24 protein-coding genes and 1 other RNA gene are annotated in these 23,636 nt (G+C 39.8%); 8 read left to right on the top strand and 17 right to left on the bottom strand.

The features are described 5' to 3' along the window. Positions 1-29 precede the first annotated feature (29 nt). The 3 genes from AC6CH1_RS14870 to AC6CH1_RS14860 all read left to right on the top strand — a co-directional run bounded on the left by AC6CH1_RS14870 (position 30) and on the right by AC6CH1_RS14860 (position 3,107). Complete coding sequence (locus AC6CH1_RS14870) at positions 30-677, top strand: lysoplasmalogenase (protein ID WP_427711865.1); 648 nt, start codon at positions 30-32, stop codon at positions 675-677. A gap of 151 nt (positions 678-828) precedes the next feature. Then, the gene (gene pepT, locus AC6CH1_RS14865; RefSeq protein ID WP_498318244.1) at positions 829-2,052 is read left to right on the top strand and encodes a peptidase T; all 1,224 of its coding nucleotides are present in this window, start codon (positions 829-831) and stop codon (positions 2,050-2,052) included. An 89-nt stretch (positions 2,053-2,141) separates the two neighbouring features. After that, on the top strand, positions 2,142-3,107 hold the full coding sequence (locus tag AC6CH1_RS14860; protein WP_498318242.1) for a DMT family transporter: 966 nt from the start codon (positions 2,142-2,144) through the stop codon (positions 3,105-3,107). Between the two features lie 25 nt (positions 3,108-3,132). Here the strand turns inward: AC6CH1_RS14860 and AC6CH1_RS14855 are convergent, their stop codons facing one another. From AC6CH1_RS14855 to AC6CH1_RS14840, 4 genes are all read right to left on the bottom strand, one after another. Continuing rightward, positions 3,133-4,209 (bottom strand): S26 family signal peptidase, encoded by a 1,077-nt coding sequence (locus tag AC6CH1_RS14855; protein ID WP_498318240.1) that lies wholly within the window; start codon positions 4,207-4,209, stop codon positions 3,133-3,135. A gap of 3 nt (positions 4,210-4,212) precedes the next feature. Beyond that, positions 4,213-4,707, bottom strand: coding sequence for a sigma-70 family RNA polymerase sigma factor (locus AC6CH1_RS14850; RefSeq protein ID WP_251690566.1), 495 nt, complete (start codon positions 4,705-4,707; stop codon positions 4,213-4,215). Between the two features lie 26 nt (positions 4,708-4,733). Beyond that, positions 4,734-6,008: a polysaccharide deacetylase family protein gene (locus AC6CH1_RS14845; protein WP_498318239.1), complete on the bottom strand. Its 1,275-nt coding sequence runs from the start codon at positions 6,006-6,008 to the stop codon at positions 4,734-4,736. 370 nt (positions 6,009-6,378) lie between these two features. After that, positions 6,379-6,807, bottom strand: coding sequence for a DUF4395 domain-containing protein (locus AC6CH1_RS14840; RefSeq protein ID WP_251690564.1), 429 nt, complete (start codon positions 6,805-6,807; stop codon positions 6,379-6,381). A gap of 107 nt (positions 6,808-6,914) precedes the next feature. Between AC6CH1_RS14840 and AC6CH1_RS14835 the strand changes: the two genes are divergently transcribed. Continuing rightward, positions 6,915-7,622, top strand: a complete 708-nt coding sequence (locus AC6CH1_RS14835) for a Fe-S oxidoreductase (protein ID WP_427711855.1) — start codon at positions 6,915-6,917, stop codon at positions 7,620-7,622. 153 nt (positions 7,623-7,775) lie between these two features. Here the strand turns inward: AC6CH1_RS14835 and AC6CH1_RS14830 are convergent, their stop codons facing one another. From AC6CH1_RS14830 to AC6CH1_RS14800, 7 genes are all read right to left on the bottom strand, one after another. After that, positions 7,776-8,888, bottom strand: a complete 1,113-nt coding sequence (locus AC6CH1_RS14830; RefSeq protein ID WP_498318237.1) for an amidohydrolase — start codon at positions 8,886-8,888, stop codon at positions 7,776-7,778. Between the two features lie 148 nt (positions 8,889-9,036). Then, positions 9,037-9,174: a hypothetical protein gene (locus tag AC6CH1_RS14825; protein WP_251690562.1), complete on the bottom strand. Its 138-nt coding sequence runs from the start codon at positions 9,172-9,174 to the stop codon at positions 9,037-9,039. 168 nt (positions 9,175-9,342) lie between these two features. Next, entirely contained in the window at positions 9,343-11,358 is a 2,016-nt protein-coding gene (locus AC6CH1_RS14820) for a TRAP transporter permease (protein ID WP_251690561.1), read from the bottom strand. Next, positions 11,351-11,710, bottom strand: a complete 360-nt coding sequence (locus AC6CH1_RS14815; protein ID WP_251690560.1) for a DUF1850 domain-containing protein — start codon at positions 11,708-11,710, stop codon at positions 11,351-11,353. The genes AC6CH1_RS14820 and AC6CH1_RS14815 overlap by 8 nt, the downstream gene beginning before the upstream one ends. A 230-nt stretch (positions 11,711-11,940) precedes the next feature. After that, positions 11,941-12,975, bottom strand: a complete 1,035-nt coding sequence (locus AC6CH1_RS14810) for a TAXI family TRAP transporter solute-binding subunit (protein ID WP_498318235.1) — start codon at positions 12,973-12,975, stop codon at positions 11,941-11,943. Positions 12,976-13,335: 360 nt separating this feature from the next. Next, positions 13,336-13,875 (bottom strand): superoxide dismutase family protein, encoded by a 540-nt coding sequence (locus AC6CH1_RS14805; RefSeq protein WP_498318233.1) that lies wholly within the window; start codon positions 13,873-13,875, stop codon positions 13,336-13,338. 86 nt (positions 13,876-13,961) lie between these two features. Beyond that, positions 13,962-14,705, bottom strand: a complete 744-nt coding sequence (locus AC6CH1_RS14800) for a 3D domain-containing protein (protein ID WP_427711847.1) — start codon at positions 14,703-14,705, stop codon at positions 13,962-13,964. Positions 14,706-15,275: 570 nt separating this feature from the next. Between AC6CH1_RS14800 and AC6CH1_RS14795 the strand changes: the two genes are divergently transcribed. The 4 genes from AC6CH1_RS14795 (at position 15,276) to AC6CH1_RS14780 (ending at position 17,503) form a co-directional block, all read left to right on the top strand. Further along, on the top strand, positions 15,276-15,446 hold the full coding sequence (locus AC6CH1_RS14795) for a YjfB family protein (RefSeq protein ID WP_427711845.1): 171 nt from the start codon (positions 15,276-15,278) through the stop codon (positions 15,444-15,446). A 361-nt stretch (positions 15,447-15,807) separates the two neighbouring features. Next, positions 15,808-16,452 carry a YfbR-like 5'-deoxynucleotidase gene (locus AC6CH1_RS14790; protein WP_427711843.1) on the top strand — a complete coding sequence of 215 codons (645 nt, stop codon included), beginning with the start codon at positions 15,808-15,810 and terminating at the stop codon, positions 16,450-16,452. A gap of 147 nt (positions 16,453-16,599) precedes the next feature. Next, positions 16,600-16,791, top strand: a non-coding RNA gene (gene ssrS / locus AC6CH1_RS14785) — 6S RNA. Between the two features lie 181 nt (positions 16,792-16,972). Beyond that, positions 16,973-17,503: a GNAT family N-acetyltransferase gene (locus tag AC6CH1_RS14780; protein WP_498318231.1), complete on the top strand. Its 531-nt coding sequence runs from the start codon at positions 16,973-16,975 to the stop codon at positions 17,501-17,503. Between the two features lie 137 nt (positions 17,504-17,640). On the opposite strand, the gene AC6CH1_RS14775 is transcribed toward AC6CH1_RS14780, so the two are convergent. Genes AC6CH1_RS14775 through AC6CH1_RS14750 form a run of 6 tightly spaced genes read right to left on the bottom strand, consistent with a single transcriptional unit; the run spans position 17,641 to position 23,625 of the window. Continuing rightward, entirely contained in the window at positions 17,641-18,243 is a 603-nt protein-coding gene (locus AC6CH1_RS14775; RefSeq protein ID WP_498318230.1) for a malonate decarboxylase holo-ACP synthase, read from the bottom strand. After that, on the bottom strand, positions 18,234-19,922 hold the full coding sequence (locus AC6CH1_RS14770) for a biotin-independent malonate decarboxylase subunit beta (protein ID WP_498318228.1): 1,689 nt from the start codon (positions 19,920-19,922) through the stop codon (positions 18,234-18,236). The genes AC6CH1_RS14775 and AC6CH1_RS14770 overlap by 10 nt, the downstream gene beginning before the upstream one ends. Continuing rightward, the gene (locus AC6CH1_RS14765) at positions 19,915-20,211 is read right to left on the bottom strand and encodes a malonate decarboxylase subunit delta (RefSeq protein WP_498318227.1); all 297 of its coding nucleotides are present in this window, start codon (positions 20,209-20,211) and stop codon (positions 19,915-19,917) included. The genes AC6CH1_RS14770 and AC6CH1_RS14765 overlap by 8 nt, the downstream gene beginning before the upstream one ends. Beyond that, on the bottom strand, positions 20,165-21,034 hold the full coding sequence (locus AC6CH1_RS14760; RefSeq protein ID WP_251690550.1) for a triphosphoribosyl-dephospho-CoA synthase: 870 nt from the start codon (positions 21,032-21,034) through the stop codon (positions 20,165-20,167). Before AC6CH1_RS14760 ends, AC6CH1_RS14765 begins: the two co-directional genes overlap by 47 nt. Positions 21,035-21,046: 12 nt before the next feature. Next, a complete protein-coding gene (mdcA, locus tag AC6CH1_RS14755) occupies positions 21,047-22,696 on the bottom strand; it encodes a malonate decarboxylase subunit alpha (RefSeq protein WP_498318226.1) in 1,650 nt (549 codons plus the stop codon). A gap of 2 nt (positions 22,697-22,698) precedes the next feature. Continuing rightward, positions 22,699-23,625 (bottom strand): ACP S-malonyltransferase, encoded by a 927-nt coding sequence (locus AC6CH1_RS14750; protein ID WP_498318225.1) that lies wholly within the window; start codon positions 23,623-23,625, stop codon positions 22,699-22,701. Positions 23,626-23,636 lie beyond the last annotated feature (11 nt).

The following is a 23,636-nucleotide window of genomic DNA, read 5'->3' as shown; positions in this document are numbered from 1 at the left end:
TATAAATATTATACTCAGGGGGTTAATGGATGGCACGGAAAGTTTTGATTTTACTGTTCTTCGGGCTTGGCTTGTACTATGTATTCTTTTTTGAAACGATTGATAGTTCACTAAAAATGGTCTTTAAACTTTTGCCAATGATTTTGCTTATAGCGCTTGCACTTTTAACAAAAGTACATGTAAAATCTCCATATTATTGGCTTATCTCCATCGGTTTAATTTTCTGTGCGGTTGGCGATTATACATTGCAATGGTTCATCGTTGGACTGAGCTTTTTCCTGATCGGTCATATTTTCTATATTTTTGCATTCCGTTCAACAAATCAGCAGAACACACCACTGTATGTAAAAATTACTTTAGCTTTATACGGTGCGGTTATGATGTTCTGGATTGCGGGAAGCCTGCTACAAAAAGGAGACACTGTACTTGCCATTGCAGTGACCGCTTATATTTTAGTTATTTTAACAATGGGATGGACATCGTTCCGAACAGGAAGTAAGTTTGCTGTCATCGGCGCCATCCTCTTTATCATGTCGGACTCAGTATTAGCTATTAACCGGTTTATGTTTGATGTTCCCGCTTCCCATATCCTGATCATGTTCACGTATTACGGCGCACAGTTTTTCCTCATGCTCAGCATAATTGATTATGATCGATTACGATCGCGTCCAGATTAAAAAAATATCATTTAAAAAATCTATGACATCTGCCAGAGGCTTATCTTCATTCAGCGGATACTTAAGTAGCCGCTGAATGAAGATAATTAGTTCAAAAACCGAAATAAAAAGTGTAGAATAAAAGCAATAAGTATTAGGAGGTCTTTTTCGTATGAAAGAGAAAGTAATTGAACGTTTAGTACGCTATGCAAAAATTGATACACAATCAGATTTCAATTCTGACACTACCCCTTCAACAATGAAGCAATTCGATTTATTACATGTATTAAAAGATGAATTGGCAGCAATCGGTTTAACGGATATTACGCTGGACGAAAACGGCTACCTATTTGCAACACTTGAATCAAATACAGACAAAGACGTACCGACACTTGGCTTTTTGGCCCATGTTGATACGACATCGGACTACACAGGAACAAATGTACAGCCTCAGCGCATCGAAAACTATGATGGTGAAGCGATTACATTAAAAAATGGTTTAGTCATGGCACCGGACTACTTCCCGAACTTAAATAACTATGTTGGCCAAACGTTAATTACGACAGACGGCAATACATTGCTTGGTGCGGATGATAAAGCCGGCATCGCTGAAATTATGACGGCAATGGAATACTTAGTTAACAATCCAGAAATCAAGCACGGCAAAATCCGTGTAGCATTTACACCGGACGAAGAAATCGGGCGCGGTCCGCACAAGTTTGATGTCGAGAAATTCGGTGCGGATTATGCTTACACAATGGATGGCGGTCCCCTTGGTGAGTTACAATTTGAAAGCTTTAATGCAGCTGGCGTAAAAGTAACGACACGCGGCACGAACATCCACCCGGGTTCAGCAAAAAATAAAATGGTGAACTCGATTACAATGGCGATTGAATTCCAAAATGAAATGCCTAAAGAAGCGGTTCCTGAAAAAACGGACGGCTATGAAGGCTTTATCCACTTAATGCATTTCAACGGTGGCATTGAAGAAACAACAATGTCATACATTATCCGTGACCATGACCGCGCTAAATTCGAAGAGAAAAAAGCGTATATGGCAAAGGTCGGCAAAGAGTTACAGGCAAAATACGGTGAAGAAGCATTAACTGTAGCGATCGAGGATCAATATTACAATATGGGTGAAAAAATCGAGCCTGTTATGGAAATCGTCGATATCGTAAAAGAAGCGTTTGCCAAGTTTAACATTACTCCGATTGTCGAGCCAATTCGCGGCGGGACTGACGGTTCTCAGCTTTCATATATGGGCTTGCCGACACCAAATATTTTTGCGGGCGGCGAAAATATGCACGGTAAATATGAATTTGTATCAGCTGAAACGATGGAAAAAGCGACGGAAGTCATTATTGAAATTGTTCAGTTATTCGAACAACGTTAATAGAAACTTTAAATGGGGCGATTACTTTCGCTCCATTTTTTTGTATACTTAATAGACAGAAAATTCAATACAATCAAGCGAGGTGTATGATGAGGGAAATACTGATTGGCATTTTTGCGGCCTTATTTTTTGCGGTTACATTTGTATTGAACCACTCAATGGAATTGGAAGGCGGAAGCTGGCTATGGAGTTCTTCACTCCGCTACTTCTTTATGCTTCCCTTTCTCATTTCCATTGTTGCTATTCGGGGAAAAGGCGGTTTTCGTATTTTATCGAATGAAATGAAAGATCATCCCGGTGCATGGCTCATTTGGAGTTTTGTCGGGTTCGTATTATTTTATGCGCCGCTTACATTTGCCGCGGCATTCGGTCCAGGCTGGCTCGTATCGGGTACATGGCAGTTTACGATTGTAGCAGGTGTTTTATTGGCTCCGCTATTTATTACGACTGTCGCCGGAAAAGACGTCAGGGCAAAAATCCCGCTTATTTCACTTGGCATCTCGGGCATTATTTTATTCGGGATTTTGCTTATTCAAATCCCGCAGGCACAGTCAGTTTCTATGAAAAGCCTGCTTTTCGGTATTCTGCCAGTAATTATCGCGGCATTTGCCTACCCGCTCGGCAATCGGAAAATGATGGAGTTATGCAAGGGAAGAGTCGATCCGTTTCAACGTGTTCTAGGCATGACAATCGCTTCCTTGCCTGCATGGATCATACTCGCAATCTATGCATTGTTTACTGTCGGCCTGCCCTCTGCGAGCCAAGTATATCAGTCGCTGCTCGTTGCTGTTTCTTCAGGTGTTATTGCGACAATACTTTTCTTTATCGCAACAGACCGTGTGCGCCATGATCAAGGAAAGCTGGCGGCCGTTGAAGCAACACAATCGACAGAAGTGCTTTTTGCGATGGTCGGTGAAATGATTTTACTAAGTGTACCGCTTCCGCAGCCGATTGCTTTAATCGGATTGGCGGTTATCATTATCGGCATGCTGCTACATAGCTATAACACAGTACTTATGAACAAAAGATTACAGGCAGCAAGTGAAAAAGGGTAGCGACATTGCGTCACTACCCTTTTTGCTACATCCCCCACTGCCAAATGCCAGTCGGATCTTTATACATTATAAACACATATTCCCCTACAGCTTCGCGGTTATACTGGTAGCGTATTTCCACTTCTGTATCGGATAAATACGTAACATTTCGGTAGGACGCTTCCAAAAACAGCTCGCCTAAACGGTTCGAATGTGTAAATGGAATATCACTTGCCGATAATCTTTCACTAATTGACCCGTCTCCAAAAATTTGATCATACAAATAAAGATCAAAGTATTGTTCTGGTGTATAGTCATTTTCTAACTCAAAATAAATTGATGTTGTTGTACTTTCCTCTGCCAATGCTACGACTTCCCCGTAAATTTTATGCACAGCGGTAATTGTACCTGCCTGCATTGTACCCTCTGCCGGGAAATGATTCACCAAAAAGTATTCACGCGCATTCAATAACTGATCGTAGCCTCCTGCAATCGTATTGCCGTTTTCCTCATACAATTCCTTTAATTCCGATCTTACAGGCTTCCCATTTACCGTTAGCTTGCCGTCCTGCAAAACGACACGGTCTCCTGGTACTGCAACTACTTCATAATAGGCGTTTTCGTATATTGGTAAATGACTGCTCGTATTAGTCATCGTTCGTACTACATCGCCCGCTTCATATACGGCTTCATCAAATAAATTTTCCTGACGTTCTATCACTGTATGGTAAAGTCCCTTTTTCCCTGCAAGTGTAAAGGTTTCTTTGTCTACATATTGTAAATCCGATAATTGTTCCAGCACTGGTAGCTGTGCAAAGGAATCATAATCGATTGTTGATAATTGCTTCTGTTTTTGAAGAGTAGCAATTTTCGCTAAATCATCAAGCGGATCATAAGGGGCACCCCGCCCTTCATTTCCCGAATTATGCGTAAAAGGAACGGCTGTCATAAATAGGAATACCGCAACTGCTGCAACAGCTGCCGTTACTAATTGAACATGCCATGAACGTTTCTGTTTTCGGGGGGGCGGAGTCAATTCGGATTTCACACGCTGCTTAATACGACTTTCCTGCAAGCGTGTATCACCCATCATTTCATCCAGTTGTTTTTTAAATGGATCCATGCATCATTCCTCCAATCCCTCTTCGCTAAAAAACTCTTTCAATTGTTGCTTTGCTCGACGCAAACGTGTTTTCACCGTATTTTCATTCAGCTGTAAATACAGTGCAATATCGGCAATGGACTGTTCGTCATAATAAAATAAAATGAGCGGTTCACGATATTTCAGTGGTAGCTGGAATAACTTCTGTTCAAGTGATGCAAGATGCTCTTTTTGTATAACTTCTTCGTCCGTACCTTTTGTTTGAGCAAAGATCGTTTCAAAAACGACATCCTTTTTATGCTTCCATGAGCGTAAATAATCTTTTGCGCGATTGGCTGTCATTTTTGTTAAATACGTTTTCAATGACGACTCATTGCGAAACTGGTCGCTCTTTTGAAAGTATGTTACAAACACTTCCTGTACGATGTCCTCGGCGGTAGCCCAATTTTTAACGTACAAATAAGCAATGCGCACTAGATAACGCGTGTGCTCATCAACAATTGCATCAAATTCTCTCATGTAACGATTAACACCTTCTTATATCCTTAAGACCAGTCCACCCCCTTTACAAAGGACGTGAACTGTTCAAATGTTTTATTTTCCGTTATGCCGAAACGATTGACCTCATAATTTGACTGCTGCATATTAGCATAGCCTTCATTTGTAGTAAAACCGATTAACAGCCCTACTTCCTTCATCGCTGCGATCATATCTTCATCGTAATGACCAAATGGATACGCTAAAGAAGTCGCATTCGTCAGCATATTTACATTTTGCTGCAAATCCTTCGCAATGTCAGCGGATGACAACTCTAATGCGATTCCTGCCCCTTTGCTGAACTGATGCAAGTTATGTGTATGCGCTTCGTATTGAAACACGTCCGTCATTTGCTGCATCTCTTCGGCCGTGAAAAATTGAAGGGGTCCTTTGGCGTCAAAAACTTGTTCACCTTCAAAGCGCTCTGTACGAGAAGATATAATATGCTGTACCGCAGAAAATCCATGTTCCTTTAAAATTGGGTAAGCATAGACCTTTGTCGATAATAAACCATCGTCAAATGTAATGAGGATTGAATTAACCGGTAAAATTTGGCGACCTTCCAAATAATCATAAAGCTGCGTTGTCGAAATTGTTGTAAATTGCTCTTCAGCTAAAAAGGCCATTTGCTGTTCAAATGATTGTACAGAAACCGTACTCGCATTTGTCACCATTTCTTCTTTCGGCAAAATATGATGATACACTAAAACTGGAATTCCTTCATCTATTTCAACTGATGTTTTATGTATATAACCGGCACGTTCTCCTACTTTTATGACAAACCAACCGTCAAGCTCCCCCACGATCGGGTAACGAAAACCCTGTGAAAGCTGCAGCAACACACTGCTCTTAAGATTTTTTTCTTCATATACATTTATTTGTTCTGTCGTTTTAATTGAGTTCGTTATTTCTGTATTAACTAACGTCTCAAGGGGACGTTTTTCTACAGTGGCACTTCCCTTTTTAATAAAAGCCGAAATTTTCCCGAATCGCAGTTCGTAATAAAGTTCATCTTCTCCTACGATGGCAAAAGAAGTATTCGAATGTACAATTCCAATTTCCGTGAGGGCACTTCCTTTTATATAAATCGGCTGTTCTTCATTCAGTACTATGACTTTTTCAAATAGATGCGTAGTTTGTTCTATTTGGGTTCCTTTATCTATAGCTGTTATATCCTTTTCATTTGCAACTGCACGTTCAATCTTTTCACTTGAACCTCTATATTCAATTGTCAGGAATAATACGCATACAGCGATAAACCCTACAGCAATTAACTTTTTCATCATTTCCTCCGCCTACATTTTTTATTTAAGCAACGTACAGACGGAGAAATTCAAAATAAGTTTCAAAAAAGTTTTAGAAATTTTTTATACACAAAAATACCCGTATCTGTAAGCGACACGGGCAATGGGTCTCCCAACAAAGGAAGAAAAACTAGAAGAAAAATATAAAGGGTGAAAAACTCAGTGTCTGACACTCAGTCAAACTTACATTCTAAATGAGGGGGTTTAGAACGCTATGGCTGAGCTAACAAACTCCTGGAGAAAAGTTGTTAGCTCAGACTTATTTGTACTGTATTACAAATAAGCTCTTGCTACAGTTATAATGATAATGATTATCAGTATCATTGTCAACCCGTTTCCAAAAATCTTTTTAAGTATTTTTTAATGAACGTCGATATTGGTACTGTTTGTATTGGAAGACCATAAAGCAGCCGATACAAAAGCCTAAAATTGCTACAAATGATGCAACCGCCACCATAATCGTAAAGCTGTATGCAACGACCGGCCAATCAAATGCAAACCCTACTATTCCACCTGCCAGACAAATGCTTGCAATCGCTGAATTGAATTTTTGCTGTCCGATATCTTCAGGAATATACGTTTTGATGTCTTTCGTTAAAAATATTTTCGCAAAACGCATAATTGGATTAAACCCGGTGAAAATCCCAAGTAAATTTGCAATTAACGGTATCGCTAAAATCCAGTACTGTCCTGTCACCCATGTGATAACGACTGATAAAAATATAACCCACTGATTTACACGAACTAATGGTCTTGGTACAGAAATCGGTTTTGTCATTAAAACCAACCTTTCTTATATGTTTTATTCATTTTAGCGTTTTTTACCGCGTTTGTGAAGAGAAATGGTATAGTAAATGTAAATATTTTTTAGAAAAGGTGATACGTATGCCTGCACTTTCTTATGATCAGGTAAGACAATTAAATTCCTATAGTATTTTTACCGAAGAACCTGACCGTCCATTATTTACATTGGCGAATCTACATAAAGACTTCTATTTGACGGATTTCCGCAATTTGATGATGGGCATCACGAATGCTGCAACGGAAGCTGCGGCCATCTCCCACTTCGGACGTCGATACGGCATGTTTGTCGCAATGCAGTTTTATATGCTGACTACGTATGATGAAGTTTGGGACGGCAAGCCAGAGGATTTGCGTTTCGCTATTGTTCAGGAGTTCGGCATTCATACACTCGGGATGTATATAAACCCAAATGATTTCCGTTATGTGGAGGATGATGAGCGCGAAAGAGTGATGGCGGATATTTTATATAAGACATCTGTTGTTATTGGCCAGCTACGGAAAACAACGTCCATTTCGCCGCTGACTTTATGGGAAAATATTTTCGGATACATGCTTTGGCACTTCCATACATTACTCGAAAATCCGGCATTGGCTGACCGTGCTTTCGAGGACCTGGACATGCTCGAAGATAAAAATGTTTGGCGTTACTTCTCGGACAAATCACTGTTTTTAAATTATACAGGCGGAAAAAGCCCTTCTGCTCTCATCAATCAGCCTGTTCGCAAAAGCTGCTGTTTTTCAAAAGACATCCCCGGCTTAATGGCTTGCGGATTTTGCCCGATGAAATAATGTTTTGTTTTAAATGCCGTTTAACCGCGGCACTTTTTTATTTTGCAGGATTTGCTTGGGGTCACGTGTTTCTAATATCCGGCCTTCTATTATCGCTGCAACCACTCGACGAAAAAAACGATGCTACAAAATTCATAGCATCGCCTTATCATCTTATTTCATTGCACTGTTTTTCAATGTTGTTGCGATCACTTTGGCGCCATCGAGCAATGCCTTTGCATCAAAGGTCATTTTCGGATGATGGAGTCCCGGACCAAGATCTGCGCCAACGCCGATCATCGTCGCCTTCAACTCTGTATTTTTAATCGTATAGAAGTGGAAATCATCGCTTCCTGGTGTTACTACTGCCGGTGCCAGACTTTTCTCTCCAAGTGCTTCAACAATCGAGCGTTCTGCAATTGCTGCAGCTTCCGATGATACTTCCGCGCCTGGTGTAACGTCCATCCAATCCCATCCAACCCCAATATCGAACATCGCTGCAATTTGTTTCAAGCCTTTATCAACATCACGCTGTACTTGCGCCAATACTTCATTTTTCTGTGCACGTACATCGATTGAGAAAGTCGCATTTCCCGGAATAATATTGACGCTTCCGCCATCTGCTACAATTTTCGTTAACTTCGCTGAGTATACTTCAAATGGATCGACATGGATATTTTTCAGCATTTGCTGAATCGCTACAACGACATCAATTGCATTTTTCCCTTGGTGAGGACGAGCACCATGTGCATCAATACCAGTAATTGTCCCAGTTAAGAATGCTGCAGCACCATGATAGATTGCAGGTGATACTTTCCCTAATGGCAGCTCTTCCATCGGACGTAAATGAACACCAAATAAATGGGTAACATTTTTCATTACACCTCGGTCAATCATCGCCAATGCGCCGCCACCTGTTTCCTCAGCCGGCTGGAAAATAAAGCGGATTTTCTTTTTCAAAGGTTCATTTTTTAATGCATAAAGCGCACCTAAAACAATTGATATGTTTGCATCATGTCCACAAGAGTGATTTGCCTGCATAACCCCATCCACTTCCTGCCATAGTGCATCGATATCCGCACGAACCGCAATTGTTTCTTCGCCTTTTCCGATTTCCGCGACAAGACCAGTCACATCATCAAACTTTTTATAGCTGACGCCCATATCATCTAAGATTTCTGCTAATTTTGCTGTTGTATTTATCTCTTTCCAGCTTACTTCAGGGTTTGCATGGAAATATTGAAACCAATCAAAAATCATTTGTTCTGTAGAATTAACCGCTAACATGAAACGCACCTCGAATATTATTTAGTACTTCTATTATACAGTACAATTTTTGCATACTACATTATTAGTGCCTAAAAAAACGACATCTATCCAATCAGTTTCGTTGAATAGACGCCGTAATATTTTTAAATTCATTTTAAAAACTCCTTTATAGGCTTGAGAAAAACCCTTGCGGATATTGAGTGCGTTCTTCACTTTCCGAAACCTCTTGCTGCTCGGCTAACTCAAACTCCACCTCTTCGTCAAATAAGTAAGTTTCAAACGTCGACTTTAAAAGTGTTGACATATCATTTTCTCCCCTTTAAATTATTTGAATTTTTAATTAATTTAAATAATATAATGGTTTTTCAAGAAAATCAACAAATAAATGCACTTAATGCATAAAAAGTATTAAATCTATCTATTTTCGAGATAAATAGAAAAGCGCCTGAAATAAATTTCAGACGCCTCACTTTTATGAAATGGCCACTTTGGAACCGTTCCCTTTATTTCTAGTAATATATTGAATCACGAACATGACTCCAAATACAATAAGTCCAATTGTATCCGACAGTGATTCAGGGTAAATCATTGCTAAACCTGCACCCAATAAAATAATACGTTCAATCCAGCTTACAGGGCGGTACCAGTAGCCAATAATTCCGACACCTATTGCAATCATACCCATAATCGCAGTGAACACTACCCATAAAATTTGCCAGATCGTTACATCAATCATAAGCAGTGCCGGTGAGAAGACAATCATGTACGGAATAATGAATGCCGCGATGGCAAGCTTCGCGGAGTTCACACCAGTACGAATCGGATCTCCTCCAGAAATACCGGATGCTGCAAAGGCGGCGAGCGCAACAGGCGGTGTAATATCCGCAATAATACCGAAATAGAACACGAAGAAGTGCGCTGATAAAACTACAATCAGTGGAGCTGCACTTGCCGCTACGTCCGGCGCTAGTAATGCAATGATTGCTGGTGCAGCAATCGTTGATGTAATAACATAGTTTGCCGTTGTCGGTGCACCCATACCTAAAATTAACGAAGCAATCATTACAAAGAATAATGTAAGGATAATACTGCCTCCTGCTAATTTTACTAAGCTGTTTGCAAGAGACAGCCCTAATCCTGTCTTTACAACAACGCCTACAATAATACCCGCACAAGCTGTTGCAGCAGCAACTGCTAATGCCGAGCGTGCACCCTCAACCATTCCATCGATAATTTCTTTAAAGCCGAATTTCACGTCAGGATTAATGAACCCGACAACTATACAAGAAATAATTCCGTAAAGCGCCGCGTGAATTACCGGTACACCTGACATCATTAGAATGATTATTAGTACAATCGGAATAAGTAGATAAATTTTCTTGAATACTTTAGAACGATCTGGCATTTCTTCATCTTTTAAGCCACGTAATCCTAAACGCTTTGCTTCAAAGTGTGTCATGATCCAAATACCTGTAAAGTATAGAACTGCCGGAATAGCCGCAGCCTTGGCAATATCCCAATATGTGACACCACGACCGATAAACTCAACCATTAAGAACGCAGCAGCACCCATGATCGGCGGCATTAACTGTCCACCTGTAGATGCTGATGCCTCTACAGCACCAGCAAAGTTTTTGTTGTAGCCGAGACGTTTCATCATCGGAATCGTATATGAACCTGAAGTTACTACGTTTGCTACAGAACTTCCTGAAATTGTACCTTGCAGTGCAGATGAGAAAATTGCAACTTTTGCAGGACCACCTGTTAATTTTCCGGCAATCGCAATAGCTAAGTCATTAAAGTATTCCCCTACCCCTGTTTTTACAAGGAACGCGCCGAATAATAGGAACGCAAAAATAAATGTAGAAGATACTGCTAATGGTGTCCCTAAAATCCCGTCTGTCGAGAAGAACATTAAGTTCACAATACTATCCAAACTTTGACCTCGGTGTGCCATAAAGTCCGGCATATACTGACCATAAAATGCGTAAAGTAAAAACAGCCCGGCAATAATAGTGATTGGTAAACCGACCGCTCTACGGGCACCTTCCAATACGATAATTACTGCCAGTATTCCGATATAGAAATCCATTGTTTGTAGTTGACCTAAACTTTGAACGAGCCGGTCATAATTGATTACCCAATAACTCCCTACAATAATAGCAATAACAGCTAAAATATAGTCATAAAACGGAATTGTCCGTTTTGATAGCTTACGGCTTGCTGGGAAGAGTAAAAACACAAACGTCAAAGCAAATCCAATGTGAACCGTACGCTGAATTTGTGCAGGAAACTGTCCGAAAATTGCTGTGTAAACTTGGAAAAGTGTAAATGCAAGTAAACCAAAATAGATGAAATGCTTCATGAAATTTTGCGGGTTACGCTGATTTGATTCCAAATCATATTTTTCAAGTAATTCTTGCTGCTGTTCCAAAGTAAGTGATTCGTGTAAAGCTTCTGTATCTACCGCCACTTTCTTCTCAGTCATCTAATTCGACTCCTTTCAATTTGTCATATAAAGACAATTTTTGAATTGTTACCATATAGGATTTCCCTCGTACTAAATGCTTTTTTAAAGGAATGATTTTCCCTCTATGCTGAAGATTTAATTTATAGTCGACATTCCCGATATGTAACGTAAAATTTTCTAATTTTGCATCATTGTACTGAAGTGTATAGACCCCATCTTCATATTGTAGTGTCTGCCCTTCTTCAGCATGCCCTGGCATCCCTATTGCCACATCCGTATACTCCATTGCAAGCAGCTGAAGTTCATTTGTAGGCAGCACTTTATAACTCTCTGTTACATCCGTTAAATGTATGGAATGAGTAAAAATCATCTGAAACTCATTTTCATCCTTCAACGGCAAAAAATGTTGAACAGGCTTCTGAACTCTTGTCTCTGTAAAAGTTATGCTCCGTTCAAAAGGAATAAACCAAACAATAACACTAAGAAAAACCAGGATGATAAAAATCCATTTTTTCATTTGAATGATCACTCGCTTAAATAGAAAATACAACAAAGGCCTCTGAAGCTATTTTTGCGACAGAGGCCCTTTGATTTTCCTAATTACTTCACTTCATCAAAGTATCTTTGTGCACCTGGGTGTACGTCAATACCGATTCCGTCTAAGCCTGTTTCAGCTTTAATAAATTCGCCTTTAGCGTGACCAATTTTATCTGTATTATCATAGATTGCTTTTGTCATTGCATACACTAAATCTTCTGGCAGGTCTTTATTTACTGCTAACATTGCACCTACAGAAACAGCAGGAACTTCTGCTTCTAAACCGTATGTGCCAGCAGGAATATTATCCACAGCATAGTACGGGTACTTCTCGATTAACTCTGCCGCTTTGTCTGCTTCAACTGGAATGATGTGCACCCCATTTGTTGCATTTAAAGCTTCAACAGCACCAGTTGGGTAACCAGCTGTAATAAATGCTGCATCAATTTGACCTGATTGAATACCGTCAGTAGATTCACCGAAGTCTAAGTTTTGTGCTTGAATATCATCTTTAATTGATAATCCGTGGATTTCCAATAATTGCTCAGCGTTTGCATAAGTACCAGAACCTGGTGCACCTACAGAAACTTTTTTACCTTTTAAATCTGCAAATGTTTTAATGCCTGAATCAGCTAATGTTACTAATTGAACTGTTTCCGGATATAAAGCGCCTAATGCAACTACAGAGTCAATTTTTTGCCCTTCGAACATTAAAGTTCCTTGAGTTGCATAGTAAGCGATATCTGTTTGAACGAACGCAACTTCACCGTCACCTGCAGCTAAAGCTGTCATGTTTGCTGCAGAAGCTTGAGATACCTCAGCAGTTGTTTTTACCCCTGTATCCGTTGTAATTAAATCCGCAAAAGTTCCTCCTAATGGATAGTAAGTCCCTTGCGTACCACCTGTTAAGATACTTAAAAACCTAACATCTCCGAAATCTGCCTTTTCAGAGCCAGAATCCGTTTTGTCAGTACCTGTAGATGTTTCAGTACCAGTTGAAGTTGATGTTTCAGCATCATCATCCCCACCACATGCAGCAAGGACTAAAATAAATGCACTTAGTGCTAATAAGAAAAGCATATTTTTAGATTTGAACATGAAATTATCCCCCTTTTTACCTTATTATAGAATTCATTTTACATACACAAATATTCAAAAGTCAATTAATATCTTAAAAATCTAATTATTAAGCTAGCTATAATATTCTATAAAAATCATAAAAGTGCTATAAAATGATGCTTTTCACTAACAGCCTTCAACTCTAAAATCACTCTCAGCTTTTAATACATGCCGTATAATGCATAAAAAATGAATAAAATTACTTTTCTAATATATATAATGTTATTGAAATATTCTGTATATTATTAACACAAAAAATCTCTTAAGCAGAAAAAAATACCTTTTCCCTTTAGGAGGAAATGGTATTTTTCGTGTTAAACATTTCTTAGTTTTTTGCCGTTACTCAACTACCCCACAAAAAATTCGCGCACCTGAATTTCCTGATGGATCTGTTTTATAATCGTCCGGTTTTTCATGAATGACAACAGAAGTTCCATCTGCATCAAACAGCGAATTTTCTTTTCCTTTTTCAAGTGTAAAATCAGCTGTCACATAATTTAACTCCACATTACCCGCTTCATCGGCAGTAATATTCGGTAAATCACCTAAATGCGGGCCCTCTGGATTATCGACGCCATGCTGCTTTTTCATTGGATTGAAATGAGCTCCTGCCGATTCAAAGCTAGGGGGGTCACACTTCCCTACTTCATGCAGGTGGATTCCGTGATCACCCGGCGGTAAATTATTTAAAACAGCAGTCAGTTCGACTCCTTTAGATGATTCTTTAAATAAGATTTCACCAACTAGGTTGTTCTTTGTATCATACATCTGCGCCTTCGCAGATAATGCTTCTGGTGCACTTACCGGGACGGTTTCCTTTTGAAATAAATTACATCCGCTTAATAATAGTACACATACGAATAAGCTAATTACTCGCACACTATCCCCTCCTTGCTTCTAGTATTTCAATAAAGAGGGCTGAATATACAAAAAGCCACCCAAAAATTGAGCAGCTTCTTTTCGTATTAGTCTAAAATTTTTATTTGTACTGTACGGCGGCCCCATTCATAGGCGTTACCTAAGTCTGGAATAAATACATCAATTTTATTGCCTTTAATTGCCCCGCCTGTGTCAGCAGCAACGGCTTCTCCATAACCTTCAACCCAAACTTTTGTCCCTAACGGAATGATACGCGGGTCTACTGCAATTACTTTTAAATCTGGATTGGCGCGTAAATTCGTACCGTTTGCCGTTGTTCCTGAACATCCCTCACAATAGGCTGTATACGCTGTCGCTTCAACAGTCATCGTTCTACCTGTATCAGGGGCTGAACTTGTTGTTGTTTTTGCCTGTGTGCCGCCTGTCGCGCTTTTCACTTCACTCTTGGCGTATTCCTGTTGAGGTCCGGATATTGTAATGGAGTCACCCGGATAAATTAAGTCCGAATTGATATTGTTCCATTTCTGCAGCTGGTCAACTGTTGCATCATGAGCTAATGCAATATGAAATAATGTATCGCCTGGTGCAATCGTATATACTTTCTCATCATGACCCCCGATTTTTAATGTATCACCAACAAAAATTGTATTACTCGTTAAATTGTTCAATTCCTTTATCTCTTCAACTGATGTTTGAAACTGTTTACTTATTTTATAAAGTGTATCTTCAGGTTGGATCGTATAAGTATCTGCAGAAGCTTGAGATGCAAATAGCCCCCCTGTAGCGAATACTCCTGCCAATAGAACTGCCATTAATTTTTTCTTTGTCAAATTTCTGTCCCTCCATATTTTCCAAATAAATTTAGGTTATTTCGACTCTGCTATTAACCTTACAGCAAATACATTGCAACACGATGACGCGGATATGAACCCTCCATTACAAGCACATTGCAGAGCTTTTGGATAATTATTACTAAATTTGAAGCGATTTATACATAGATTTACCATTTTTTTGCGGAGTGACAGGATAAGAACGAATAATAATTGGGAATTCGTTTTCAGACTTATTACAAATCCCCTTGTTCCTTTAATAATTCTTTCAATTTTGACGATATAAAGTGAAACTTCAAACAGTAGGATTTTTCTCAATCCCACTGAGTTAGAAGGAACACAAGTTAAAATCGTCACATCCTGTGACAACACTTGTGTGACCAACATCGTGTTGGCCCGAACCAATCGGGCTTTTACGGGTAGTTGATCTCCCGCCTATTTCTTTTCGCACTGCTTAAATCTAGAGGCGGGAGCCTTACCTCTGCCGCTTCGCTTTCGAGGCAGATAAATTACTACCCGTTAATGCGGGATAAATGACAAGGAGGGATAACTATGGAATTAAACGCCATTATGTCAGCTCAGCTAGCATCACTACAGCAAACTGTGCAAATGAGTATTTTAGACAAGGCAATGAATACCGGTGCGGCGACTGCTGTTCAAATGATTGATGCTATGCCCCAACCGCAAGCAACTCCAGCACCCCACCCTTATAAAGGACAAATGATTGACGTCCAGGTTTAGTTTAAAAAAACAGAAAGGACGCTCACGTAAATTGTGAGCGTCCTTTCTGTTTTTAAATTCAGGTATGGCTGCGACAGACAGAGAATATTAGAACACTTTTTACTTATTAAAAATTAGGCGCCTGTTATTGGCGCACTTCGGAATCACATAATCGAAGTGTGAGGAGACATTTTAAAAGTTCTACATACTATATTGGATAATCCAACTTTTATTAGATAATGGACCAAGTCTTTTGTAGGTTTTTCATTATTAGAAATTATAATGCCTAATGTAAACGCTGCGTTAAATTTTGGTTAAACACTTTTAAAAAAACATTTTTCGGGTATAACTAATAGTACACTGATGATATAAGCTAAAAGGAGTGATTATTATAGGTATTCATACATTTTTTACAAGTCTAAATGATTTAGAGCGCATCATCCGCTGTCCAGGTCGCTTTAAATTTGAAGAACATAATGTGGCAGCGCACTCATGGAAAGTTTCCCAGTATGCGATGTTCTTCGCAACACTGGAGGAACGTGCAGGCAGTCAAATTGACTGGAAATCGCTATACGAAAAAACGATCAATCATGACTTTGCCGAAGTGTTTATCGGGGATATTAAAACACCTGTCAAACATGCAAGTGTTGAACTAAAGCAAATGCTTTCACATGTCGAAGAAAAAATGATGGAGAAATTTATTCGGGAAGAAATTCCACATGACTTACAGGATGTATTTTTTGACCGTATGAAAGAAGGCAAAGACGAGACAATTGAAGGACGACTGCTTGAATTTGCTGACAAGCTGGATCAGTTTTACGAGTCTTTTGCAGAGCTGAAGCGCGGGAATACAGACAAAGAGTTTGTTCATATGTATGAAACAGCACTTAGTAAGTTATTATTGATAGATCTCCCGATATCTGTAGATTATTTCCGCAACGAAATTTTATCAGATGTTGTTACGGAAAAAACGGTCATCGATATAGCACTTTTAACGGAAAACATTTTACAACAGCATACTGAATAATAACAGAAGGCTTCCGATTAATAAGGAAGGCTTTTTATTTTGGAAATAAATCCTACTGAAAATCTTCAATATATCCATTCAAATCATTTGACTTTTTTTTTAAAACATACTTTATTGCATTCCACATTAACTTACTATAAGATAACAATAAGGCTACGTTGTACGTACGAATATTAAGTTTTAACCTTTATACTTATACAGGGAGTTTTACATCGATGTTGGAATGGCGTGCCTGGACTCTTTTGACTTCAGGATAGACAGGATAGCATTTGCGAACACCCACTTTGAGGAGTGGTGGTTTAAAACTTTCTATAATAACTACGGCAATGTGGCTGCTTACATAAGCAATACAGCCATTAAATCTTACAGACACTTACACGAATTTATGTGTAGGTGTTTTTTTATTTTCCTTTTCCTGGTATCATCTGAATATAAAATCTATAACCTTGAAGGGACTGAACTATGCGCAGATGGCAATATTTTTTATCTAACTGATTAAAAAATATTGGAGGTAATTAAATTGATAAAAGAACTGAATACTAAAAGATTGTATTTGAGGAGAATGGAAATTTCAGACTCACCCAGCTTGTTTAAAATATGGTCTGATCCACATGTAACTGAATTCATGAACATATCCAGCTTTACACATGAAACTCAGGCGAAAGATATGATCGAACTGCTTGAGGATTTGGCTCAGGCCGGTAAAGCTGTTCGTTTCAGCATGATTGAACGGGATTCGAATGAAATAATAGGTACGTGTGGATTTAACGCTATAGATTTTGAAAATGCGAAGGCGGAAGTTGGTTACGACATCGCTAAAGCCTATTGGGGCATGGGGTTTGCACCTGAAGGTATCAGTGCATTACTGGAATGTGCTTTCGGCACTTTAAAACTAAATAGAATTGAGGCAAAAGTAGAACCCGCAAATTTTAATTCAATCAAGGTTTTACAAAAACTTAGTTTCAAGTTTGAAGGAACTCTTAGGCAATTCGAAAAATCTAAAGGAAATTTTATCGACATCAATATGTACTCACGATTAAAAACAGACTAATTTAGTTCCCTTACCTACTGCCTGTATCTTCAATAAGATATAGGCCTTTATTTTTAGTAACTCTGCAAATTTGCTCAAACAAAAAACCTCATTAAATAACTGTTCGTTATTTAATGAGGAAGAGATCATATAATTCGCTATCCCTTATAGATCAATGACTCTTTTTCAAGCAGAATCGGTCCAGTACTCGTTCTTACTATAAAAGAAGAGTGGTTTAAGTAATCAGCTAATACAACCGCCCCAACGCCTAAAATCTCCACCTGGACATCAACACGTTGGGGACTTTTCTGCAGCTCTGAGAGAATAGGCTTCAACTGATCCAGCTCATGTAGCTTTTCACAGTACAAAATAATGTCAATATCACTGTTTTCATGGCAGACATTGATTCCAGTTCCCATTGAAAAACCAATACTTCCGCCAATCCCCCATTTAAAACCGTCCAATATCTTTTCAATATAAGTAAGTGATTGGACATGCGTCGCAGGATACGGATTTATCAGAACATCAAACGGTCGAATTACACGTTTAATATTAGATATCGTCGTAATCGCTGCAAATCGTTTCGACCGATTATCCCCACGAAATCCTATCGCAACTTTCCCAGCCTCTACTTTCATACGTCTCACAACAGCAATACCTTGAGCCATTTCGTCCTCATCCATCCAAACAGGATAATCACAGAAGTAATCAATTTGATCCATGGACTTTAAATACACTAAATCATGTACAGTCAGTTCCATTGTTGTGTAATCTTTTCACGTACAGCAATCGATGCTTTACGACCATTTTCAACCGCTACTTTTGATTGAATTCGATTTGCTAACGTTCTATCTCCAGACTGAATTATATCTTCTTTTGCCATTACAATTGAATGAAGAACTTTTCGAACTTGTTCTTTAGATGGTTCGTCTGCGTTAATACCGTGGATCAACTCATGTAATGCGCCAAGCGTTTGGAATGAATGGACATCATACGCCATCGATGGAACAGACTTCGCGAATTCGTCCAATTCTTCAACAGTACGCATTGTAACAAGCGCTGCTGATTTTTTGGACATTACATGTACTTGCACTTCTGAATCATCAAGCGAAATAATACGGTTTCCTTGCATACCGTGTGCCAGAAATGCCCCTGAAATTGCTTTTCCTACAACACATGTAACAATTGGGTGCCCACTTTGTCGAGCAACTGCATATGCCTCAACACTTGCTGCACACGCTAAATAAATGCCGAATAATTCTTCATGGTAGCCGAATGCCTGACCCGGAACATCGACAATTGGAACGATTAATCTCTTTTCTGCTGAATCCTTATCTTCTTCGATTGCCTGACGAACATATTTCGCAACCGTCCAGGCTTCCTGCAGACCAAACTCCCCATTGCGGGCACGGTAAAATTTATTTTCACTGTTTGGCACAACAGCAATGAAACGAGCTTTTTCTCCATTTAAATGGGCATCTGCCACTAAAACAGATGGCGTTTCTGAAATTGATGGTGCGTTATTTGTAAATGCATTAAACCACGTACGGCCTCTGCTTGTATTTTCCCCATCTGTAACCGTTGCTTCACCAGCTGCCAATTCCGATCGGTTACTTAAAATCTCCTGGGCTTCATCAGTACCGATTTTCTGTTCAAACTGCAAATGGTTCAGCGTATTTAAGAATGTATCGTACTCCATTGTTCTTTGTTTGAAGTTGTTATTTGTCCATAAGTTTTCCAGCGTATCTAAGTAATTGACAACATCATCCTCAATAACAGCATCGACTAAATTCGAATTGTAGCGCATTGATCCACCAATCATTTTCCAGATAAACGGCTTTTGTTTTGCATTTAGCTCTTGGATACCCGCTTCCTGCTGAACTACTTCAGGGCCATTCATGCCAAGTCGCCCTTCTCGTGTCATGATTAAAGCGGAACAAAGACCAGCTGTTAGCGACATTCCTCCAAAAGAACCGACTTTCCCCGGAATAATACCGATTACAGGTACATATTTTTTCAATGCAACAATTGCAGAACTAATTTCAGCAATTGAAAGCAACCCGTAGTTCGCTTCTTGCAGACGAACGCCGCCTGTATCGTAAATGATGACCGGATGGATCAGTTCCCCTGCTTCACATGACACAAATGCACGCTCTAAAGCACCTGCAAATTTTGCGCCGGAAACTTCACCGATTCCTCCACCTTGGAAACTTCCTTCTATTGAAATAACTAATGAACGACGACCTCGAATTGTCCCTTGCATTATAATCATTCCGTCATCACTTTGCGGCACGATGTTTTGTGCTTCCAAATGAGGTGATTCAAAAAAGTCGAAAGGACCTAATATTTCATGTGCTGTTCCTTCATCTAATAGTAAAAGTGCACGTTCTCTTGCTTTACTTTCTACTATACTTACAGGTAATGTAATAGAATTATTCACCGAAAACCACCTCCGCCGCCTGTGCAAGTCGTATCGATACGACACCTGGTGTTGCACCGAAATCATTAATCTTGATTGAAGCCAATATATCCTGCTGAGAAACAAAACGCTCCACTACTTTTTGCCAAGTTTCAGCATAACCCGTAATTCCTGTACGAACTTCTACTTTTGTTTCCGAGCCTTCGATTGGCTGGATCAGTATTTCTAAATCCCCCGATCCTACAACCCCGATATGCGCTTGCTTAGTAACCTGACGATTTGCCTGAAACGTGTAATTCAACTTTTCCATGCTGTGCACCCCTTTTCAGTTTATCTGACATATTAATTACGAATAATGTGGCCGCCAACAAATCAGCCGATCCCCCTGGAGATAACCAGTGCTTAATATACAACTCATCTAGTTTCTTCATATTTGAAATTGAAAAGCTTGTTAGCAGTTTCTTCGCTTCCTGTTTCGCAAACTCCAATCCTTCAAGACCGCCTCGATGAAGTAAACACGTGTCGTTTAAATTTGCGATCAATACTAATAATGTAGTAAGTTTCGCATCTCTTAGCGACATCTTCTGAGCCGCCTGTAAAAACGCTGGCAAACTATACTTTTGGATATGCGGAAATGCCTGCTGCGCTTCTTCTCTGGCACCTGGAATCCCATAATTCTCTTTTACTTTGATCCCATTCGTTTTGGACTTTGGAATATATTGATCCGGAAGATTGGCCAGTTCTGCAGCATCATTAAATACTTGCGGAAAGAGTACCTTGCCCTGTCTTCTTGCTATTGCGGAGCAGAGTAAACCAATCGACCAGATCGCCCCTTTATGCGTATTACTATTTTCAGTAACCGCAAACATTTCCTTTTCGCCATTCCGTCCAATTGCGCCAAATTGTTCCCTTATTTCTACTGTTGGCTGTCGGTTGAAACTCAGCATTGCCATTTGATAAAACGTATTGTGCAATGAATGTGCTGAATTCTGCATTTTTGTTAAAGATAAATCATGATGCGCACCATTATTTTCTGTATCTACTAAACCAGGCTTTGGTGTTAATTGAACTTCTTCGATCAATGCTGCAACAGCCTCATCAGCAATCCGTTTACAAATCACATGCTGTTTCATCCCTTCAGCTCCTTACCAACTTTTGAATTTCGATGGTGGCTCATATAAACCGCCAGACCATTGAACAAGCTCATCAATATTTTTTGCTGCCAACAATGAACGATTCGCCTCACCGCGTAAAATATTTAAGTCTTCCGGCATTGCCACTAAACCGCGCTCGCGAAGTGATTTTGTACGCTTCACATCATTTTCCATCCCTAATGGTGTTACCCCTGCAATGGAAGCAATCATTTCTCTTCGTTCTGCCGGGCTATCTGTTTTATACAGGTAGGCAATCCCTTCTTCTGTCACAACATGTGTAATATCTTCGGCATAAATCATGACCGGTGCGACTGCCAGATTCGCCTGTTTCTTTACATCAATTGCGTCTAGACGTTCAACGAAGACTGGTGTGTTGGCATCCTGGAATGTTTCAGCTACTTGCACAACTAGCTTTTTCCCGCGAGCCAATTCATCCTGACTCGTCATCATGTTATACCAAGCTTCTGTTGAGTGACGGCGTCCGCCCGGATCATGTCCCATATTCGGTGCACCACCATAACCTGCAACGCGCCCTTTTGTTACCGTCGAAGAATTGCCATATGCATCCATTTGCAACGTCGATCCGATAAATAAGTCAACTGCATACTGACCTGCAAGCTGTGCCAACGTTCGATTTGAACGAAGACTGCCATCTTTACCTGTGAAGAAAATATCGCGACGTGCCTGCACATATTTTTCCATCCCTAGTTCACCGCCAAAACAGTGGACACTTTCTACCCAGCCAGTTTCAATCGCTGGAATTAGTGTCGGGTGCGGATTAAGAACCCAGTTTTTGCATATTTTCCCCTTCAAGCCTAATTGCTCACCATATGAAGGTAATAGCAGCTCGATTGCAGCTGTATTAAAACCAATCCCATGATTTAATGATTGAACGCCGTGTTTTTCATAAATACCGCGAATACACATCATCGCCTGTAAAATCTGAATATCTGTAATATGACGCGGGTCACGTGTAAATAACGGCTCAAGCTCATACGGTTCATCCGCTTCAACGATGAAATCGACCCAAGAACCCGGAATATCGACACGTGGCAGTTCATCTACAATTTCATTTACTTGAGCAATGACAATTCCATCACGGAAAGCTGCTGCTTCTACAATTGTCGGTGTTTCTTCCGTATTTGGTCCCGTATATAAGTTTCCGAAACGATCTGCTTTATCAGCTGCAACTAACGCTACATTCGGAATTAAATCGATAAACAATCTTCCATAAAGCTCAACATATGTGTGCAGATCCCCTAAAATTAATCGGCCATCTTCTATCATTTGTGCGATACGTAAACTTTGAGGTCCCGCAAAACTTAAGTCAATTTTCTTAGCGATACCTTCCTCAAAAATATCTAAATGTTCCGGACGCGACACACTGGACATAATCATATGTAAATCATGTACACGCTCAGGATCGACCTTTACTAGAGCTTGTGATAAAAATGACGCCTGCTTTTGATTGTTACCTTCAAGAACAACCCGATCCCCCGGTTTAATAAGCAACTCAAGAACATCTACAATTTTCTCTGTAGGAATTGTTACACCGTTTACTAGATGCTCCACTTCCGCCAATCTCTTTTTCTTTCCTTCCAACCTTGTTGACCAAGAACGTTGCTGTTGAATTAATACCATATTTACACCCCTTCATTTTTTGCTAAATATAGACAATTATTAAATCCGTCCTTTTCGACACTGTAACTATCCGCCTCTTGAAATGCATTTTTGGCAAGTTTTTTTAACACATCCCCTGGCGACATTTCAATAAACTGACGTACTCCGTTTTCAAATAAAATCGAAGTTGCATCATGCCATCTGACGGGTAAAGCAATACTTTCAGCCAAATCCTGAACGATACGGGAAGACTGGCGAAGTACCCGTGCATTTCGATTTGAAATCAACGGAAATTTCGGCCTTTGGAGCGTTATGTTCTCCATCTCCTTTGCCAATCGATCCTGAACCGGTAAAAACAATGGACAATGGGATGGTGTAGAAACATTCAGCATCTTTGCTGAACTTGCCCCTTTTCCTGACACGTAGTCCAATACGTTTTGCATTGCTTCCTTATGACCCGATAAAGTCAATTGCTGCGGTGCATTACGATTGGATACATAGACCGGTTTTTCATCCGTATGGAATTTCTGTGTAATTTCTATAAGAGTTGATTCAGGCAATCCTACAACAACCGCCATTCCATACGCCTCATCCTGTAAAGATTCCATCAGTTCCCCACGAAGTGAAACTAAATTCAGGGCATCATTGAATGTTAGTACCTCGCTCGTCACCGCGGCGGCAAATGCACCTACCGAGTGACCTGCCAAATAATCTGGTTTTGCACCTTCATTTAGAAAGGCGCGCGCTGTTGCAACACCGGCTGCCAGCATTGTAATCTGGACGTTTTTTGTACTCTTTAATTTTTCTGCTGTTGCAAGCAGCTTAATATCCGTTTTTAAAACATCCGAAGCTTCATCTAAAGTTTCTTTAATAGTAGGGTGTGTAGGAAGTGACTCTAAAAACCCGCCATATTGCGAACCTTGTCCTGGAAAAAGCCATGCCTGTTTCATCGTTAACTTCC

The sequence above is a fragment of the Solibacillus sp. GQ1 genome (assembly GCF_059758555.1).
Note: the sequence above shows the minus strand (reverse complement) of the source record. Positions and strands in the feature narration are given on the sequence as shown.

Bases quoted from the DNA above. Each gene is read 5' to 3' on its own strand.
- AC6CH1_RS14775 (WP_498318230.1), bottom strand. From the start codon at position 18,243: ATGGAACTGACTGTACATGATTTAGTGTATTTAAAGTCCATGGATCAA.
- AC6CH1_RS14750 (WP_498318225.1), bottom strand. From the start codon at position 23,625: ATGAAACAGGCATGGCTTTTTCCAGGACAAGGTTCGCAATATGGCGGG.
- AC6CH1_RS14855 (WP_498318240.1), bottom strand. From the start codon at position 4,209: ATGGATCCATTTAAAAAACAACTGGATGAAATGATGGGTGATACACGC.
- AC6CH1_RS14815 (WP_251690560.1), bottom strand. From the start codon at position 11,710: ATGATTTTTACTCATTCCATACATTTAACGGATGTAACAGAGAGTTAT.
- AC6CH1_RS14830 (WP_498318237.1), bottom strand. From the start codon at position 8,888: ATGTTAGCGGTTAATTCTACAGAACAAATGATTTTTGATTGGTTTCAA.
- AC6CH1_RS14840 (WP_251690564.1), bottom strand. From the start codon at position 6,807: ATGACAAAACCGATTTCTGTACCAAGACCATTAGTTCGTGTAAATCAG.
- AC6CH1_RS14850 (WP_251690566.1), bottom strand. From the start codon at position 4,707: ATGAGAGAATTTGATGCAATTGTTGATGAGCACACGCGTTATCTAGTG.
- AC6CH1_RS14765 (WP_498318227.1), bottom strand. From the start codon at position 20,211: ATGGAAAAGTTGAATTACACGTTTCAGGCAAATCGTCAGGTTACTAAG.
- AC6CH1_RS14810 (WP_498318235.1), bottom strand. From the start codon at position 12,975: ATGTTCAAATCTAAAAATATGCTTTTCTTATTAGCACTAAGTGCATTT.
- AC6CH1_RS14760 (WP_251690550.1), bottom strand. From the start codon at position 21,034: ATGAAACAGCATGTGATTTGTAAACGGATTGCTGATGAGGCTGTTGCA.
- AC6CH1_RS14835 (WP_427711855.1), top strand. From the start codon at position 6,915: ATGCCTGCACTTTCTTATGATCAGGTAAGACAATTAAATTCCTATAGT.
- AC6CH1_RS14870 (WP_427711865.1), top strand. From the start codon at position 30: ATGGCACGGAAAGTTTTGATTTTACTGTTCTTCGGGCTTGGCTTGTAC.
- AC6CH1_RS14795 (WP_427711845.1), top strand. From the start codon at position 15,276: ATGTCAGCTCAGCTAGCATCACTACAGCAAACTGTGCAAATGAGTATT.
- pepT (WP_498318244.1), top strand. From the start codon at position 829: ATGAAAGAGAAAGTAATTGAACGTTTAGTACGCTATGCAAAAATTGAT.
- mdcA (WP_498318226.1), bottom strand. From the start codon at position 22,696: ATGGTATTAATTCAACAGCAACGTTCTTGGTCAACAAGGTTGGAAGGA.
- AC6CH1_RS14860 (WP_498318242.1), top strand. From the start codon at position 2,142: ATGAGGGAAATACTGATTGGCATTTTTGCGGCCTTATTTTTTGCGGTT.
- AC6CH1_RS14820 (WP_251690561.1), bottom strand. From the start codon at position 11,358: ATGACTGAGAAGAAAGTGGCGGTAGATACAGAAGCTTTACACGAATCA.
- AC6CH1_RS14845 (WP_498318239.1), bottom strand. From the start codon at position 6,008: ATGAAAAAGTTAATTGCTGTAGGGTTTATCGCTGTATGCGTATTATTC.
- AC6CH1_RS14825 (WP_251690562.1), bottom strand. From the start codon at position 9,174: ATGTCAACACTTTTAAAGTCGACGTTTGAAACTTACTTATTTGACGAA.